The sequence below is a fragment of the Achromobacter sp. 2789STDY5608615 genome, assembly GCF_001298995.1.
Lineage (GTDB): Bacteria > Pseudomonadota > Gammaproteobacteria > Burkholderiales > Burkholderiaceae_B > Achromobacter > Achromobacter insuavis.
In genome coordinates, this window is sequence record NZ_CYTY01000010.1 from 97,354 (window position 1) to 112,885 (window position 15,532).

The 15,532-nt window shown below is 68.6% G+C and carries 16 protein-coding genes; 11 read left to right on the forward strand and 5 right to left on the reverse strand.

What is annotated here, in order from left to right:
- The first annotated feature begins 14 nt into the window (after positions 1-14).
- The 5 genes from AOZ49_RS11030 to AOZ49_RS11050 all read left to right on the forward strand — a co-directional run bounded on the left by AOZ49_RS11030 (position 15) and on the right by AOZ49_RS11050 (position 5,005).
- Positions 15-812, forward strand: coding sequence for a phosphodiesterase (locus tag AOZ49_RS11030; RefSeq protein ID WP_054433934.1), 798 nt, complete (start codon positions 15-17; stop codon positions 810-812).
- A gap of 122 nt (positions 813-934) precedes the next feature.
- The gene (locus tag AOZ49_RS11035; protein ID WP_054433933.1) at positions 935-1,990 is read left to right on the forward strand and encodes an ABC transporter ATP-binding protein; all 1,056 of its coding nucleotides are present in this window, start codon (positions 935-937) and stop codon (positions 1,988-1,990) included.
- 33 nt (positions 1,991-2,023) lie between these two features.
- The gene (locus tag AOZ49_RS11040) at positions 2,024-3,319 is read left to right on the forward strand and encodes an ABC transporter substrate-binding protein (RefSeq protein WP_054475282.1); all 1,296 of its coding nucleotides are present in this window, start codon (positions 2,024-2,026) and stop codon (positions 3,317-3,319) included.
- Between the two features lie 13 nt (positions 3,320-3,332).
- Entirely contained in the window at positions 3,333-4,208 is an 876-nt protein-coding gene (locus AOZ49_RS11045; protein WP_035359840.1) for a carbohydrate ABC transporter permease, read from the forward strand.
- Positions 4,205-5,005: a carbohydrate ABC transporter permease gene (locus AOZ49_RS11050; RefSeq protein WP_054475289.1), complete on the forward strand. Its 801-nt coding sequence runs from the start codon at positions 4,205-4,207 to the stop codon at positions 5,003-5,005. The genes AOZ49_RS11045 and AOZ49_RS11050 overlap by 4 nt, the downstream gene beginning before the upstream one ends.
- Positions 5,006-5,068: 63 nt before the next feature.
- On the opposite strand, the gene AOZ49_RS11055 is transcribed toward AOZ49_RS11050, so the two are convergent.
- Together AOZ49_RS11055 and AOZ49_RS11060 are read right to left on the reverse strand one after the other, a co-directional pair.
- Complete coding sequence (locus tag AOZ49_RS11055; protein WP_006386976.1) at positions 5,069-5,386, reverse strand: hypothetical protein; 318 nt, start codon at positions 5,384-5,386, stop codon at positions 5,069-5,071.
- An 80-nt stretch (positions 5,387-5,466) separates the two neighbouring features.
- On the reverse strand, positions 5,467-5,811 hold the full coding sequence (locus AOZ49_RS11060) for a DUF1840 domain-containing protein (protein WP_054475291.1): 345 nt from the start codon (positions 5,809-5,811) through the stop codon (positions 5,467-5,469).
- Positions 5,812-6,120: 309 nt separating this feature from the next.
- On the opposite strand from AOZ49_RS11060, the gene argS reads away from it, so the two are divergent.
- The 5 genes from argS to AOZ49_RS11085 all read left to right on the forward strand — a co-directional run bounded on the left by argS (position 6,121) and on the right by AOZ49_RS11085 (position 11,599).
- On the forward strand, positions 6,121-7,821 hold the full coding sequence (argS, locus tag AOZ49_RS11065) for an arginine--tRNA ligase (protein WP_054475293.1): 1,701 nt from the start codon (positions 6,121-6,123) through the stop codon (positions 7,819-7,821).
- A gap of 9 nt (positions 7,822-7,830) precedes the next feature.
- Complete coding sequence (locus AOZ49_RS11070; RefSeq protein WP_054475295.1) at positions 7,831-8,565, forward strand: SPOR domain-containing protein; 735 nt, start codon at positions 7,831-7,833, stop codon at positions 8,563-8,565.
- An 86-nt stretch (positions 8,566-8,651) separates the two neighbouring features.
- Positions 8,652-9,284, forward strand: coding sequence for a thiol:disulfide interchange protein DsbA/DsbL (locus AOZ49_RS11075; protein ID WP_054433928.1), 633 nt, complete (start codon positions 8,652-8,654; stop codon positions 9,282-9,284).
- A 165-nt stretch (positions 9,285-9,449) separates the two neighbouring features.
- On the forward strand, positions 9,450-10,661 hold the full coding sequence (locus AOZ49_RS11080) for an ABC transporter substrate-binding protein (RefSeq protein ID WP_054475297.1): 1,212 nt from the start codon (positions 9,450-9,452) through the stop codon (positions 10,659-10,661).
- Positions 10,640-11,599: an alpha/beta hydrolase gene (locus AOZ49_RS11085; protein ID WP_054475302.1), complete on the forward strand. Its 960-nt coding sequence runs from the start codon at positions 10,640-10,642 to the stop codon at positions 11,597-11,599. Before AOZ49_RS11080 ends, AOZ49_RS11085 begins: the two co-directional genes overlap by 22 nt.
- A gap of 99 nt (positions 11,600-11,698) precedes the next feature.
- Here AOZ49_RS11085 and metC read toward each other — a convergent pair whose 3' ends face one another.
- Both metC and AOZ49_RS11095 read right to left on the reverse strand, forming a co-directional pair.
- Positions 11,699-12,892: a cystathionine beta-lyase gene (gene metC / locus AOZ49_RS11090; RefSeq protein ID WP_054433956.1), complete on the reverse strand. Its 1,194-nt coding sequence runs from the start codon at positions 12,890-12,892 to the stop codon at positions 11,699-11,701.
- A gap of 82 nt (positions 12,893-12,974) precedes the next feature.
- Positions 12,975-13,673 carry a nitroreductase gene (locus tag AOZ49_RS11095; RefSeq protein WP_054475307.1) on the reverse strand — a complete coding sequence of 233 codons (699 nt, stop codon included), beginning with the start codon at positions 13,671-13,673 and terminating at the stop codon, positions 12,975-12,977.
- Between the two features lie 77 nt (positions 13,674-13,750).
- Between AOZ49_RS11095 and AOZ49_RS11100 the strand changes: the two genes are divergently transcribed.
- Positions 13,751-14,377: a LysE family translocator gene (locus AOZ49_RS11100; RefSeq protein ID WP_054433924.1), complete on the forward strand. Its 627-nt coding sequence runs from the start codon at positions 13,751-13,753 to the stop codon at positions 14,375-14,377.
- A gap of 54 nt (positions 14,378-14,431) precedes the next feature.
- On the opposite strand, the gene AOZ49_RS11105 is transcribed toward AOZ49_RS11100, so the two are convergent.
- On the reverse strand, positions 14,432-15,499 hold the full coding sequence (locus AOZ49_RS11105) for an MBL fold metallo-hydrolase (protein ID WP_054475309.1): 1,068 nt from the start codon (positions 15,497-15,499) through the stop codon (positions 14,432-14,434).
- Positions 15,500-15,532 lie beyond the last annotated feature (33 nt).

The window sequence follows — 15,532 nt, forward strand, 5'->3', positions numbered from 1 at the left end:
ACGAGACACGCGTCATGCTCATCGCACAGATCACCGACCTGCACATGCGCACCCCGGGCGACAAGGCCTACGGCATCATCGATCCCGCCGCCTTCCTCGGCCCCGCGGTGCGCGCCCTCAACGCCCTGACGCCGCGGCCCGACTGCGTGCTGATCACCGGCGACCTGACCGACCTGGGCAAGGCGCACGAATACCAGGCGCTGCGCGAGCAGCTGCAGGCGCTTGAAATCCCGTATTTCCTGCTGCCCGGCAACCACGATGACCGCGCGCAATTGCGCGCGGCCTTTCCCGACCATGGCTATCTGCAAGGGCAGGGGCCGTTCATCCAGTACGCGGTCGAAACCTATCCGCTGCGCCTGCTGGCGCTGGACACGGTGGTGCCGATGAAGAGCCACGGCGAACTGTGCGACGAGCGCCTGGGCTGGCTGGCCGCGCGGCTGGCCGAACAGCCCGACCGGCCGACGCTGGTGCTGATGCACCACCCGCCGTTCCTGACCGGCATCGAGCACATGGATGCGATCGGCCTGCTGGCCGGCGCGCCCGAGCTGGAGCGCATCGTGGCGCGCTATCCGCGCGTGGAGCGGGTGCTGTGCGGCCACCTGCACCGCACCATCTTCCGCCGCTTCGGCGGCACCATCGCCTCGACCTGTCCGGGCACCGCGCACCAGCTGGCGCTGGAACTGGGGCCGCGCCCGACCTTGCAGTACATCATGGAACCGCCGGGCTACCAGCTGCACTGGTGGCACGACGGCGCGCTGGTCACCCATCACGCCGTGATTGGGGAATACCCCGGGCCGTATCCCTTCGCCTGAGCCCCGATCTCGATTACAAACACTATGCCTTGCCATATCTCCGTCATGATTGCGCTGCACAATGAAAAGGTTTTCATCGCACGCGCCGCAGACGGATCTGAAAATTAGATCCAAGAGACAGCATGTCATCCATCGTTCTGGATAACCTCACCAAGCAATACGGCGGCGCGGCCGCGATCCACGGCGTCAGCTTCACCGTGCCGGCCGGCAGCTTCACCGTGCTGCTGGGCCCTTCGGGCTGCGGCAAGTCGACCACCCTGCGCATGATCGCCGGACTCGACACGCCCACGTCCGGCACCATCCGCATCGGCGACCGCGACGTCACCCAGCTGCCGCCCGCCAAGCGCCGCATTTCGATGGTGTTCCAGTCGTATGCGCTGTTTCCGCACCTGTCGGTGCGCGAGAACATCCTGTTCGGCCTGAAGGTGCGCAAGGAACCGGCGCGCGACTACGACCGCCGCCTGCAACGCGTGGCCTCGCTGCTGGGCCTGGGCCATCTGCTCGACCGCAAGCCGTCGCAACTGTCTGGCGGCCAGCAACAGCGCGTGGCGCTGGGCCGCGCGGTGATCTCCGAAGCGCCGGTGTGCCTGATGGACGAGCCGCTGTCCAACCTGGATGCGCAGTTGCGCCATGAAATGCGGCGCGAGATCCGCGCGCTGCAGCAGGACCTGGGCATCACCATGGTTTACGTCACGCACGACCAGACCGAGGCCATGAGCATGGCCGATCAGGTGGTGCTGCTGCGCGGCGGCCAGATCGAACAGCACGACACGCCCGACGGCCTGTATGCACGTCCGGCCAGCGAATTCGCGGCGCGCTTCATCGGCACGCCGCCCATGAACCTGATCAACCTGATGCCGCTCCAGGGCGCCACCGTGATCGCCGGCACCCACGGTCCGGCCATCGCGGGCGCGCCGGAAGGCGCCGCCAAGCTGGGCGTGCGGCCCGAGCACATCCGCATCGACGGCGATGGCATCGCCGCGACGGTGGAAAGCGTGGAGTACTTCGGCGCCGATTCCATCGTGGTCTGCCGCATCGGCGACAGCGGCGGCGTGGCGGTGCGCGTGGGCGGCCATCTGCGGGCCCGCGCCGGCGAGGCGCTGCGCCTGTCGTGGCCGGCCGAGCAACAGCATTTCTTTGCCGCCGATTCGGCGGTCATCAACACCGTCGGGCGCTGAAGACGCCCAATCCACAGGAAAGGAAACGCAATCATGCGACGCATCGTACTCAAGACCCTGGCCGCCAGCCTTGCCGCCGCCTGCCTGTCGCTGCCCGTGCAGGCGCAGCAGAAGCCCGTCGAAGTGGAGTTCTACTACCCGGTCGCCGTGGGCGGCCCGATCACCAAGATCGTCGACGACATGGTGACGGACTTCGAGAAGGAAAACCCCGGCATCAAGATCAAGCCGATCTACGCCGGCTCGTACCAGGATTCGATCGCCAAGGCGCTGACCGCCCTGAAGGGCGGCACGCCGCCGCAGCTGGCCGTGCTGCTGTCGACCGACATGTTCACGCTGATCGACGAAGACGCCATCGTGCCGATCGATGGCCTGGCCAAGAGCGACGCCGACAAGAAATGGCTGGGCGGCTTCTACGACGCCTTCATGCAGAACAGCCGCACCGGCGGCCACACCTGGGGCGTGCCGTTCCAGCGTTCGACCATCGTGATGTACTACAACAAGGATCTGTTCAAGGCCGCCGGCCTGGATCCCGAGCGCGCGCCCGCCACCTGGGCCGAGCTGGTCGAGTACGGCAAGAAACTGACCAAGCAGGACGCCAGCGGCAACACCACCCAGTGGGGCATCGAGATCCCGTCGGGCGGCGCCTTCGCCTACTGGCTGTTCCAGGCCCTGACCACGCCCAACGGCGCGATCCTGATGAACGAGGCCGGCAACGAGGTCTACCTGGACAAGCCCGCCGTGGTCGAGGCCGCGCAGTACTGGCGCGACCTGTCGGCCAAGCACAAGATCATGCCCACCGGCACGATCGACTGGGGCACCACGCCCAAGGACTTCCTGGAAAAGAAGGCCGCCATCATCTGGACCACCACCGGCAACCTGACCAACATCCGCAAGAACGCCGACTTCCCGTTCGGCGTGGCGATGATGCCGCAGCAAAAGCGCGGCGGCAGCCCGACCGGCGGCGGCAACTTCTACATCTTCAAGAGCGGCACGCCCGAGCAACAGCAGGCCGCGCTCAAGTTCGCGCAATGGGCCACGACGCCCGAGCGCGCCGCCGACTGGAGCATCGCCACCGGCTACGTGGCCGTGACGCCGGCCGCCTGGCAGACCGAGAAGATGAAGAAGTACGCGCAGGAAGTGCCGGCCGCCGCCGTGGCGCGCGACCAGCTGCAGGTGAGCGTGGCCGAATTCTCGACCCACGAGAACCAGCGCGTCACCAAGACCCTGAACGACGCCCTGCAGGCGGCGCTGACGGGTTCGAAGACGCCGCAGCAGGCGCTGACCGACGCCCAGCGCGAAGCCGACCGCATACTGCGTTCCTACAAGTGATCCCGCAAGCACGATGAGCCGCTCTTTGAATGCGCTTTATGGCTGGCTGCTGTTGCTGCCAGCCATCGTGCTGCTCGCCGCGTTCACGCATTACCCGGCGCTGGCGACGCTCTGGCACAGCTTCTATTCCACTCCCAAGGGCGCGCGCCCGGCCCGCTTCGTCGGGCTGGACAACTACGCGGTCATGCGCGACGACCCGGTGTTCTGGCAGTCGCTCTGGAACAACCTGTGGTTCGCGCTGGGCACCATCCCGACCTCGATCGGCATCGCGCTGGTCATGGCGCTGTGGGTCAACCGCAACCTGCGCGGGCGCGGTTTCCTGCGCATGGCGTACTTCACGCCGACGGTGCTGCCGATGGTGGCGGTGGCCAATATCTGGCTGTTCTTCTACACCCCGCAGTACGGCCTGATCGCGCAGGTGATGCAGCTGTTCGGCTCGCCCGGCCCCAACTGGCTCGGCAACCGCGAAACCGCGCTACCGGCGCTGATGCTGGTGACGGTGTGGAAGGAATCCGGCTTCTTCATGATCTTCTACCTGGCCGCGTTGCAGACGGTGTCGCCGTCGCTGCGCGAGGCGGCGATGCTGGAAGGGGCCTCGCGCTGGCAGTATTTCCGGCGCGTGCTGTGGCCGCTGTTGATGCCGACCACGCTGTTCGTGCTGATCAACGCGCTGATCAACGCCTTCCGGCTGGTGGACCACGTGGTGGTCATGACCCGCGGCGGGCCCGACAACGCCAGCACGCTGCTGCTGTACTACATCTACCAGGTGGGCTTCAGTTTCTGGGACACCGCCTACGCCGCGACGCTGACCGTCGTGCTGCTGGTGGTGCTGGCGCTGACGGCGCTGATCAAGTTCCGCTGGCTGGACCGCAGGACGCACTACCAATGAAAGACAAGCTCGATACCCTGGGCGCGTGGGCGCTGGGCCTGCTGTGGATCCTGCCGCTGGCCTATGCCGTGTGGGCGGCGTTCCACCCGCCGGCCTACGCCACCCGCTTCGATCTGTTCGCGCCGCTGACGCTCGACAACTTCGCGCGGGCCTGGCAGGCCGCGCCGTTTCCGCGCTACTTCGCCAACACCTTCCTGCTGGTGACGATGGTGCTGGCGGCGCAGCTGGTGCTGTCGACGCTGGCCGGCTACGCCTTCGCGCGCTTCGAGTTCCGCGGCCGCGACTTCGTCTTCATGCTGGTGCTGCTGCAGCTGATGATCATGCCGGACGTGCTGCTGGTGGAGAACTACCGCTCCATGAACCAACTCGGCATCCGCGACACGGTGTTCGCCATCGGCCTGCCGTACTTCGCCTCGGCCTTCGGCATCTTCCTGCTGCGCCAGACCTTCAAGACGGTGCCGCGCGAGCTGGAAGAGGCCGCGCGCATGGAGGGCGCCAACGCGCTGCAGGTGCTGTGGAAGGTGTACGTGCCGCTGGCCAAGCCGATCTACGTGGCCTACGGGCTGGTGTCGGTCAGCCACCACTGGAACAACTTCCTGTGGCCGCTGATCATCACCAACTCGGTGGAATCGCGGCCGCTGACGGTGGGCCTGCAGGTGTTCTCGTCGACCGACCAGGGCATCGACTGGTCGGTGATCACCGCCGCCACGCTGATGTCGGCGGCGCCGCTGCTGATCGCCTTCCTGCTGTTCCAGCGCCAGTTCGTGCAGTCGTTCATGCGCGCCGGCATCCGCTGATCCGCCCCGGAAAACAAAAGACCCCGCGTCATGCGGGGTCTTTTCATTGGCGCGGCCAGGCGGTCAGTAACCGACCGTCAGTCCGGGCAGGTCCACGGTGATGCGCGGGCGCTCCAGCGCCAGCGCCAGGTGCTCGGCGAACTCGCGGGCTTCCTTGGCGTCGGTGGACAGGATGTCGTAGCCGAGCGCGTCGGCCACGCCCAGCACCTTGTCCAGCAGCAGCACCTTGCCGCTCGGGCGCAGGGGTTCACAGCCCAGGGTTTCCCAGGCGCCGTCGAACCAGTCGCGGGCGTCGTTCTGGCGCTGCGGGCTGGGTTCGACGTTGGCCGACAGGTCCAGCGAGCGCCGGGTATCGAAAACGATGGTGATGTCGCTGCGCATGGCAGGGATTCCTTGAAATGGCGTCAGCCGCAAAGGGTAGGGAAAAATCGCCGGACAGATTGTCCGTCCGGCGACATTGCCTACCAGCCGCGGGAGACTTCCCAGGTGACCTCGGCGCCGGCGGCCTGCGACTGGCGCATCATGTCCAGCAGGGGAAAGGCGCGTTCCTTCAGGCCGACCGCGCGCGCCATGGGGGCCACGGGCGCCTTGTCCTCGTCTTCCTCGTCCTCGTCGTGGCCGCCCTGGGATTCCTCGATGGCCTTCTGGATGCCCTGGATGGCCGGGCCGAGCTGGTCGACGGTGAAAACCCCGCGCTCGGGGATCTTGTCGCCAAAGGACTTGCCCGCCGCCTGCAGCAGGACGCCGGCGTGGTCGGTCAGCATCAGGACTTCGGCCACGACCTTGGAGTGAAATGTAATCAGCACATTCCGGTCTCCCTCACTATTGAATACCTTCCATACACTACCGCAACGCCCTGGGGATGCCAACTGGCCCCTTGCGGCGGCCCGGCCGGACGGGGGGCCGCGCCCGGTGGCGGCCGCCAAATCAAGCTATGATTCAGGAGATTCCCGTGACGGCGCAAGCCGCGGCGGCCGAGAATCCGGCGCCCAGGCGCGGTCGTGCCCCGAGCGGCGCGCCCGCCGGGCCGATCCTGCCCCCGGCGCCGCCGGCGGGCCCGTACGCGCCCCCGGCCCGACGCCTTCGTCACCCACCCAGAACTTCTCCAGACGCCCATGCTCCTCGAGCAACAAAAACAGCTTATTTCCCTGATCCAGGCCGCGGTTGCGCAGAGCCTGCCCGACGCCCAGGCCGATACGGCCCGAGCCACCGTGCTGCTGGAGCGCCCCAAGGTCGCCGCCCACGGCGACGTCGCCACCAACGTGGCCATGCAGCTGGCCAAGCCGGCCAAGCGCAACCCGCGCGAACTGGCCCAGGCCATCGTCGAGGCGCTGCTGGCGCAGCCCGGCGCCCGCGACCTGGTGGAAAGCGCTGAAATCGCCGGTCCCGGCTTCATCAACCTGCGCGTCACCGCCGCCGCCCGCCAGGCCGTCATCGCGGCCGTGGCCGAGCAGGGCGAGGCCTTTGGCCGCGCCGCCCGCAGCGGCGAGAAGATCCTGGTGGAATTCGTGTCCGCCAACCCCACCGGCCCGCTGCACGTCGGCCACGCTCGCCAGGCCGCCCTGGGCGACGCCCTGTGCCGCCTGTATGACGCCATCGGCTGGGACGTGACCCGCGAGTTCTATTACAACGACGCCGGCAACCAGATCGAGAACCTGGCCATCAGCGTGCAGGCGCGCGCCCGCGGCCTGACGACCGACTCGCCCGACTGGCCCGCCGACGGCTACAAGGGCGACTACATCCTGGACATCGCCCGCGACTTCCAGGCCGGCAAGACCCTGCAGGCCTCGGACGGCGAACCCGTCACCGCCACCGGCAACATCGACAGCCTGGACGACATCCGCGCCTTCGCCGTGGCCTACCTGCGCCGCGAGCAGGACCTGGACCTGCAGGCGTTCGGCCTGAAGTTCGACAACTACTACCTGGAAAGCTCGCTGTACACGTCGGGCCGGGTCGAGGCCACCGTCAAGGCGCTGATCGCCGGCGGCCATACCTATGAGGAAGGCGGCGCGCTGTGGCTGCGCACCACCGAGCTGGGCACCGGCGACGACAAAGACCGCGTCATGCGCAAGAGCGAGGGCGGCTACACCTATTTCGTGCCGGACGTGGCCTACCACAAGGCCAAGTGGGAACGCGGCTTCCACCGCGCCGTGAACATCCAGGGCAGCGACCACCACGGCACCGTGGCGCGCGTGCGCGCCGGCCTGCAGGCGCTGGAAGAGGGCATTCCCAAGGACTACCCGTCGTACGTGCTGCACAAGATGGTCAAGGTGATGCGCGGCGGCCAGGAGGTCAAGATCTCCAAGCGCGCCGGCAGCTACGTGACCATGCGCGACCTGATCGACTGGGTCGGCCGCGACGCGGTGCGCTACTTCCTGATCCAGCGCCGCGCCGACACCGAATTCGTGTTCGACGTCGACCTGGCGCTGTCCAAGAGCGACGAGAACCCGGTCTATTACATCCAGTACGCCCACGCGCGCATCTGCTCGGTCATCAACAACGCCGGCATGCCGGCGGCGGACGTGGCCGCGGCCGATGCGTCCCTGTTGACCGCCCCGAGCGAATTCGCGCTGATGCAGCGCCTGGCCGAATTCCCCCACGTGGTGGCGCTGGCCGCCCAGGAACTGGCCCCGCACCACATCGCCTTCTGGCTGCGCGACTGCGCCTCGGACTTCCACGGCTGGTACAACGCCGAGCGCGTGCTGGTCGACGACACCGCGCTCAAGCTGGCGCGCCTGCGCCTGGCCGCGACCACGCGCCAGGTGCTGGCCAACGGCCTGGCGTTGATGGGCGTGTCCGCCCCCGAGCGGATGTAACATCGGTACATGGCCACCAAGCGCAAACCCACCCGCCGGTCAGGCGAAAGCGGCAGCACCCTGTACGGGGCGCTGGCCGGATTGCTCATCGGATTGATCGTGGCCGCCGTCGTGGCGTTCTACGTCACCAAGGCGCCCGTGCCGTTCGTCGACCGCGCCACGCGGCAGGGCGACGCTGGCAAGCTGCCCGACCCGCGCCAGGCGCCGGACCCCAACGCCGGCCTGTATGGCCGCGACGGCGCCGCGGGTTCGTCGCCCACCGGCCCGACCGCCACGGCGCCCGCGCCGCTGCCGGGCGCCGCCGGCACCGAGCCGTCGCGCAAGCCTGACGACCTGGGCGCGCTGATCGCCACCCTGCCGACCTCCAACAACACCCCCGCCGCCGCGCCGGCCGTGGCCCCCACGCCCGCGCCGGCCGCCAGCGCGCCGCCCACGCCCATCGCCAAGATGGCGCCGACCCCGGCGCCCGCGGCCAAGGCGCCGGTCGCCAGCGCCGCCCCGACGGCGTCGGCCAATGGCTCGTACTACCTGCAGGCCGGCGCCTTCCGCGGTCAGGACGACGCCGAATCGCTCAAGGCCCGCATCATCCTGCTGGGCCTGCCGGTGGCGGTGCAGAAGGCCGAGGTCAACGGCAAGCCGATCAACCGCGTGCGCGTCGGTCCGTTCGCCCGCCTGGACGACATGAACCGCGCCCGCGGCCGACTGGGCGAAAACAAGATTGAAACGGCGGTGGTGCGCCAGTAACACGGCGCCCCCATCATGGTTTTTGATTGAACTAATCCGGGCCTGGCCCTGTCTGTAACCTCTTTGTTCAGGAACCTCACCCCATCATGCTGTCCCCCAAGCTCATCCGCATCCTGGCAGCCGCCGCGCTGACCGCCACCGCGTTCTTCAGCCCGGTCAGCCACGCCCAGGGCACCCAGGCCTACGTGCCGATCAATCCGCCGCTGCCGTCGGATACCCCGGGCAAGATCGAGGTCCTGGAATTCTTCGCCTACACCTGCCCGCACTGCGCCGCCATGGAACCCATGGTCGAGGACTGGGCCAAGACCAAGCCCGAAGACGTCGTGCTCAAGCAGGTGCCGATCGCCTTCAACGCCGGCATGAAGCCGCTGCAACAGCTGTACTACACGCTGCTGGCCCTGGATCGCCCCGACCTGCACGCCAAGGTCTTCACCGCCATCCACGGCGAGCACAAGCGCCTGATCGACAAGAAGGCCATGGGCGAGTGGGCCGCCTCGCAAGGCGTGGACCGCGCCAAGTTCGACTCGGTGTTCGACTCGTTCAGCGTCCAGACCCAGGTGCAGCGCGCCAACCAGCTGGCCGAGGCCTATCGCATCGACGGCACGCCGTCCTTCGCCGTGGGCGGCAAGTTCATGACCTCGCCGGTCATGGCGGGCAACAGCTACGAAGGCGCCCTGAAGGAAGTGAACCAGCTGATCCCGATGGCCCGCGGCAACTGACCCGCGCCTGAATCACGTTCCTGAAAACGCCCCGCGCCTTCCGGCCGGGGCGTTTTTCATGGGGTCATCCCCAGGGCGCGCGGACGCGGCAAACGCCGCGCCGCGGGCTACACTTCCTCCCACAATAATTCGCCGCCCCGCGCGGCCTACAAGGGTGGAAGACAAATGAGACAGCAATTCCTGCGCCGCGCGGCGCTGGGCGCGTGCCTGGCGCTGGCCGGCCTGAGCGCGCACGCCAATGACGCCGATGGCGTGAAGATAGGCGTCCTGACGGACATGGCCGGCGTCACCGCCGACGCCACCGGACGCGGTTCGGTCGAGGCCGCGCGCCTGGCAATCGAGGAACTGGGCGGCAGCGTGCTCGGCAAGCCCGTGTCGCTGGTGTCCGGCGACCACCAGCACCGGCCCGACATCGGCAGCAGCATGGTGCGCAAGTGGTACGACACCGACGGCGTCGACGTGGTGGTGGACGTGCCCAATTCATCGGTGGCGCTGGCGGTGCAGGGCATCGCGCGCGAAAAGAAGAAGCTGGTGCTGTTCTCCAGCCCCGGCACCACCGCGCTGACGCAGGCGCAATGCTCGCCCTATGGCGTGCAATGGACCTACACCACCTACGCGCTGTCGCGCGGCACCGCCACCGCCGTGGTCAAGGAAGGCAACAAGCGCTGGTTCATCCTGGCGTCCGATTACGCCTTCGGCAAGCAGCTGGCCGCCGACACCGAGACCGTGGTCAAGGCCAACGGCGGCGAGGTCGTGGGCACGGTGTTCCATCCGCTCAACGCCTCGGACTTCGCCTCGTTCCTGCTGCAGGCGCAGGCCTCCAAGGCGCAGATCATCGCCGTCGCCAACGCCGGTGGCGACACCATCTCGGCGATCAAGCAGGCGGCCGAATTCGGCATCTCCAGCGGCGGCCAGAAGCTGGCGGCGATGCTGTTGCTGCTGACCGACGTGCACAGCCTGGGCCTGCAGGCCGCGCAGCACACCTACCTGACGGTGCCGTCCTATTGGGACATGAACGACGGCACCCGCGCCTTCACCAAGAAGTTCGAGGCCCGCCTGGGCCGCCCGCCCACCTTCCTGCAGGCCGGCGTGTACAGCTCGGTGCGCCACTACCTGCGCGCGGTGCAGGCGGCCGGCACGACCGATTCGGACGCGGTGATGGCGAAGATGAAGTCGATGCCGATCGACGACCCCTTCAGCCTGAACGCGCACATCCGCGAAGACGGCCTGGTGGTGCGCGACATGATGCTGGCGCAGGTGAAATCGCCCGACCAGTCCAAGGCGCCCTGGGACTACTACAACATCGTGCGCACCATTCCCGGCGACTCGCTCGCCTGGCCCCTGTCGGAAAGCCAATGCTCGCTGGTCAAGAAATAGGCCCCCTGGCGCTGGCCGATTTCGGCAGCTTCTACGCGGGCGGGCGGCAGGCCCATATCGCCGGCCGCCCCGTGCGCGAGATCGCCTTCACCAAGACCGCCTCGCTGACGTACGACCCCAACGGGCTGTACCACGTCGAGCAGGCCTACGTGCAGTACTTCATCCCCGCCGCGCGCCGCCACCCGCTGCCGCTGGTGCTGCTGCACGGCGGCGGCATGACCGGCGTGATGTGGGAACAGACGCCGGACGGCCGGCACGGCTGGCTGCAGCATTTCGTGCGGCAGGGCCACGCGGTCTATGTGGTCGACAACGTCGAGCGCGGCCGCGCCGGCTGGACGCCGTTCGAGGAGGTCTGGCCGGATGCGCCGATCGTGCGCAACGCCGAGGAAAGCTGGTCGCTGTTCCGCGTCGGCCGCGCCGAGGACTACGCGCAGCGCCGCGCCTTCGACGGCCAGCGCTTTCCGCTGGCGGCCTTCGATGATTTCATCCGCCACGCCGTGCCGCGCTGGCTGGGCAACAACGATGCGGCGCTGGCGGGCTTCTGCGCCGCGCTGGAACGCATCGGCCCGTGCCTGGTGCTGGCGCACAGCCATGGCGGCGAAGTGGCCTACCGCGCGCTGCAGGCGCGGCCGGAACTGGTGCGCGGGGTCATCGGCATCGAGCCGTCGGGGTTCTCGGCGGAAGTGGACGCGGCGGCGGTGGCGGGCAAGCCATTCCTGTTCGTCTATGGCGACTATCTCGACGCCACGCCGCTATGGGCCAGGCTGGATGCGGCCGGGCAGGCCTACGCCGACCAGTTGGCGGCACGGGGCGGCCGCGTCACCCGCTGGCGACTGGCCGACATGGGCATCCGCGGCAATTCGCACATGCCGATGATGGACGACAACAGCGACGACATCGCCGCGCGCATCGGCGCGTGGATCCGCGCCAACGCCTGACATACGGCGGCGCCTTGCCGCAAGGGCTTGCGCCGGCCTTCGTCGCGGGTGGGGATGGCGCGTCGGCCGGGCACGGCCCGGCCCGCGGTCGCGCCGGGGTCAGCCCTTGACCGCCGCGGCCTTGTCCAGCGCCTGGGTCAGGTCGGCGATGATGTCCTGCGGCGACTCCAGGCCGATGTGCAGGCGCACCAGCGCGTTCTCGCCCTCGCCCCAATAGCGGTGCTTCGACAGGTCCTTGGGGGACACCAGCTGCACCAGGCTTTCGTAGCCGCCCCACGAGAAACCGATGCCGAACAGTTCCAGTTCGTCCACGAATACGCGCGCCGCGGCCGGCGACAGGCGCAACTCGACGGACAGCATGCCGTTGGAACCGGTGCAGTCGCGCTGCCACAGCGCGTGGCCCGGATCCTGCGGCCAGGCCGGGTGGAACAGGCGCACGGTCTCGGGGCGCTGCTTGAAGAACTCGCAGACCTCCAGCGCGTGGCGCGCGTGCTGCGCCATGCGGATCGGCATGGTGCGCACGCCGCGCAGCGCCAGCCAGGCATCGTCGGCGCTGATGGAATAACCCATCGCGTACTGCGTGCGGTTCAGCTTCCTGGCGATGGCTTCGTCATTGGTGACCACCGCGCCCAGCATCAGGTCGGAGTGGCCGCCCACGTACTTGGTGCCGGCGATGACCGACACCTGCGCGCCCAGCGTCAGCGGCCGGTAGATGTAGCCCGAGCCCCAGGTGTTGTCGGTCGCCAGCACCAGGCCGTGGCGCTGCGCGACGGCGGCCATGGCGCCCATGTCGAGCATCTCGAACAGCAGCGAGCCGGGCGATTCCACATACAGCAGCCTGGTGTTGGGCTGCACCAGCGCGTCCAGGTCCTCGCCGGCGGCGAAGTAGGTGACGGCGATGTTCATGCGCTTGAGCACGGCATCGTCGAGCTCGCGCATCGGGCCGTAGACGCAATCGGAGATCAGGGCATGGTCGCCGGCCGAACACAACGCCAGCATCACCATCGTCATGGCCGACAGGCCCGACGGCGCGAGATACGCGTGGGTGCCGCCTTCGAGCTGCGCGAAGACCTGCTCCAGCGCGGCGTGCGTGTCCATGCCCATGCGGCCGTAGGTGGTGGCGCGGCCACCGGCGGCCTTGGTGCGCTGGGCCTTTTCCAGCGCCGCCAGGTTCTCGAAGCGCACCGTGCTGGCCCGCATCGGCGGCAGCGGCACCGGCGCGGTGCCCGTCTCGGGGTTGAACGGGGCGGTGCCCGCGTGCTGCAAAACCGTATCGATGTGTTTGGTAGCCATCTTCAAGAGGGAGTGCTTGCGTATTGTGGGGAATCCGAACCGTAGCAGGAACGCGCGCGGATGTCGCGCCCCCGGTCCGGTGTCAGTCGATCCAGCGCACCGCCGCGTCCAGGTCGGCGCGGCGGGTGCGGTAGCTGTTGGCCGGATGCGCGGCGTCCGCGTAGCCGAACGAGATGGCGCAGACCACGCGGCGGTCGGCGCCGATGCCGAGCTGCTCACGCAGCACTTCGGGATACATCGCCAGCGAGGCCTGGGCCACCGTGGCCACGCCATTGGCCTGCGCCGCCAGCAGGAAATTGGCGACGTAGCCGCCGCAGTCGATGGCGCCGTATTCGCCCAGCGCCTCGTCGGTGGTGATGATGGCCACGTGCGGCGCGTCGAACAACTGGAAGTTGCGCAGCTCCTGGCGGCGGTAGGCCTCGCGGTCGCCGCGCGCCACGCCCACCGCGCCGTACAGCTGGAAGCCCGACTCGCGGCGCCGCGCCAGGTAGTCGCCCTGGTACTCGCGCGGAAACGGGAAGTCGGGCGTGAAACCCGATTGCCCGGCGCGTTCCACCAGGGCCCGGCTCAGACGCCGCGCGCCGTCGCCCGAGGCCACCGTCACCTGCCACGGCTGGCAGTTGCACCAGGACGCGGTGCGCTGCGCCAGCGTCAGGATGCGTTCGATGGTGGCGCGCGGCACCGGCCCGGGCAGAAAGGCGCGGCAGCTGTGGCGCGCGCGCAGCCAGCCTTCGAGCGCAGCGTCGGGGCGCGCGGCAGCGGATTCGGGTACGGCGGACATGGTGTCTCCTTGGTTTCCTCGTATGATGCCACTTGATTGCCGGCGCGCAAGGCGCCGCCCGACCCTGGCGAGACCCCATGCTGCCCTTCGATTCCCTGATCGCTTTCTTCGGCATTGCCGTATTGCTGGCCCTCACGCCCGGACCCGACAACCTGTTCGTGTTGATGCAGTCGGCCATCTGGGGCCGCAAGGCCGGGCTGTTCGTGGTGCTGGGGCTGTGCACCGGCCTGCTGGGCCATACCGCCGCGGTGGCGCTGGGGCTGGCCGCGGTGTTCGCCGCCTCGCCGGTGGCCTTCACGGTATTGAAGCTGGCCGGCGCGGCGTATCTGGCCTATCTGGCCTGGCAGATCCTGCGGGCGCCGGTACATGCCGAGGATGGCGAACGGCCGGCGCCGATGAAGACGTCCGCGCTGTACCGCCGCGGCATCGTCATGAACCTGACCAACCCGAAGGTGCTGCTGTTCTTCTTCGCCTTCCTGCCGCAGTTCACCTCGCCCAAACTGGGTTCGGTGGGCTGGCAGACGGTGCAGCTGGGCGCGGTGTTCATGCTGGCCACGCTGCTGGTGTTCGGCGCCATCGCCTTCTTCTCGGGCGCGTTCGGCGAACTGCTGCAACGCTCGGTCACCGCCAAGCGCTGGCTCAACCGCATCGCGGCGCTGGTGTTCGTGGGGCTGGCGGTGCGGCTGGCGACGGCCACGCGCTGACACGGCCGGCTCGCGCCCGCGGAAGGCCGCCGCGCAACGCGGCGCAATACCGCGTCAGGCCGCCTTGAAGCGCACGATGCCGTCCGCGCCGGTGGCGCGGGTCAGCTTGCCCTCGAAGTACAAGGCATGCAGGTGCGCCAGCGCCTCGCCCATGGCGAAGGTCAGCTGGTGCAGGTCGAGCTTGCGCTTGAACAGCACCGGCACGATGTCCGAGGTCGATTGCGGAGCGGCCGCACAGGCTTCCAGCACTTCGGCCAGGCGGTCGCGGTGATGCTCGTGCTGCTGCGCGATGCGTTCGTGCAGGCCCTTGAACGGCCGGCCGTGCGACGGCAGCACCAGCGTGTCGCGCGGCACGTCGGCGTAGCCGTCGAGCGAGCGCAGGTACAGCGGCAACGGATTGGCGTCGGGCTCGTAGTCGAACACGCTGACGTTGGTGGAGATGCGCGGCAGCACCATGTCGCCGGAGATCAGCACGCCCAGGTCGGGCGAATGCAGCGAGGCGTGCTCGGGCGCGTGGCCGTAGCCGACGATGACGCGCCAGTCGCGCGCGCCGATGCGCACCGGGTCGCCGTGCATGATGCGGGTGTAGCGCGCGGGCACCGCCGGCACCAGGTTGGGGAAGTAGTTGGCGCGCTGGCGGATCTGTTCCTGCGCGTCCGGATCGGTCAGTCCGTGACGGGCGAAGTGGTCGACGGCCGACTGGCCGCCGGGACCAGCGCCGGCGTCATTGCGGCGCGACGACCACAGCGACGCGACCATGAAGTCGGTCATGGTCATCCACAGCCGCGCATCCCAGCGTTCACAGAGCCAGTAGGCCAGGCCGATGTGGTCGGGGTGCATGTGGGTGACGATGACGCGCAGCACCGGCAGGCCCTCGAGTTCGTTCTCGAACACCTTTTCCCATAGCGCCTTGACCTCGTCGCGCGAGATGCCGCAGTCGACGATGGTCCAGCCGTCGCGGCCGTCGATGCGATCACGCAGCAGCCAGAGATTGATATGATCCAGCGCGAACGGCAGCGGCATGCGGATCCATTTGACGCCCTCGGCCACCTGGTGGGCGCGGCCGGCCTCGGGCTGGAAATCGGCCCAGGGATACTGCAGCTTCTGTTCGTTGGGGTTCATTGCCTCGCTCTCCACGCTTGACGATCGCGTCAA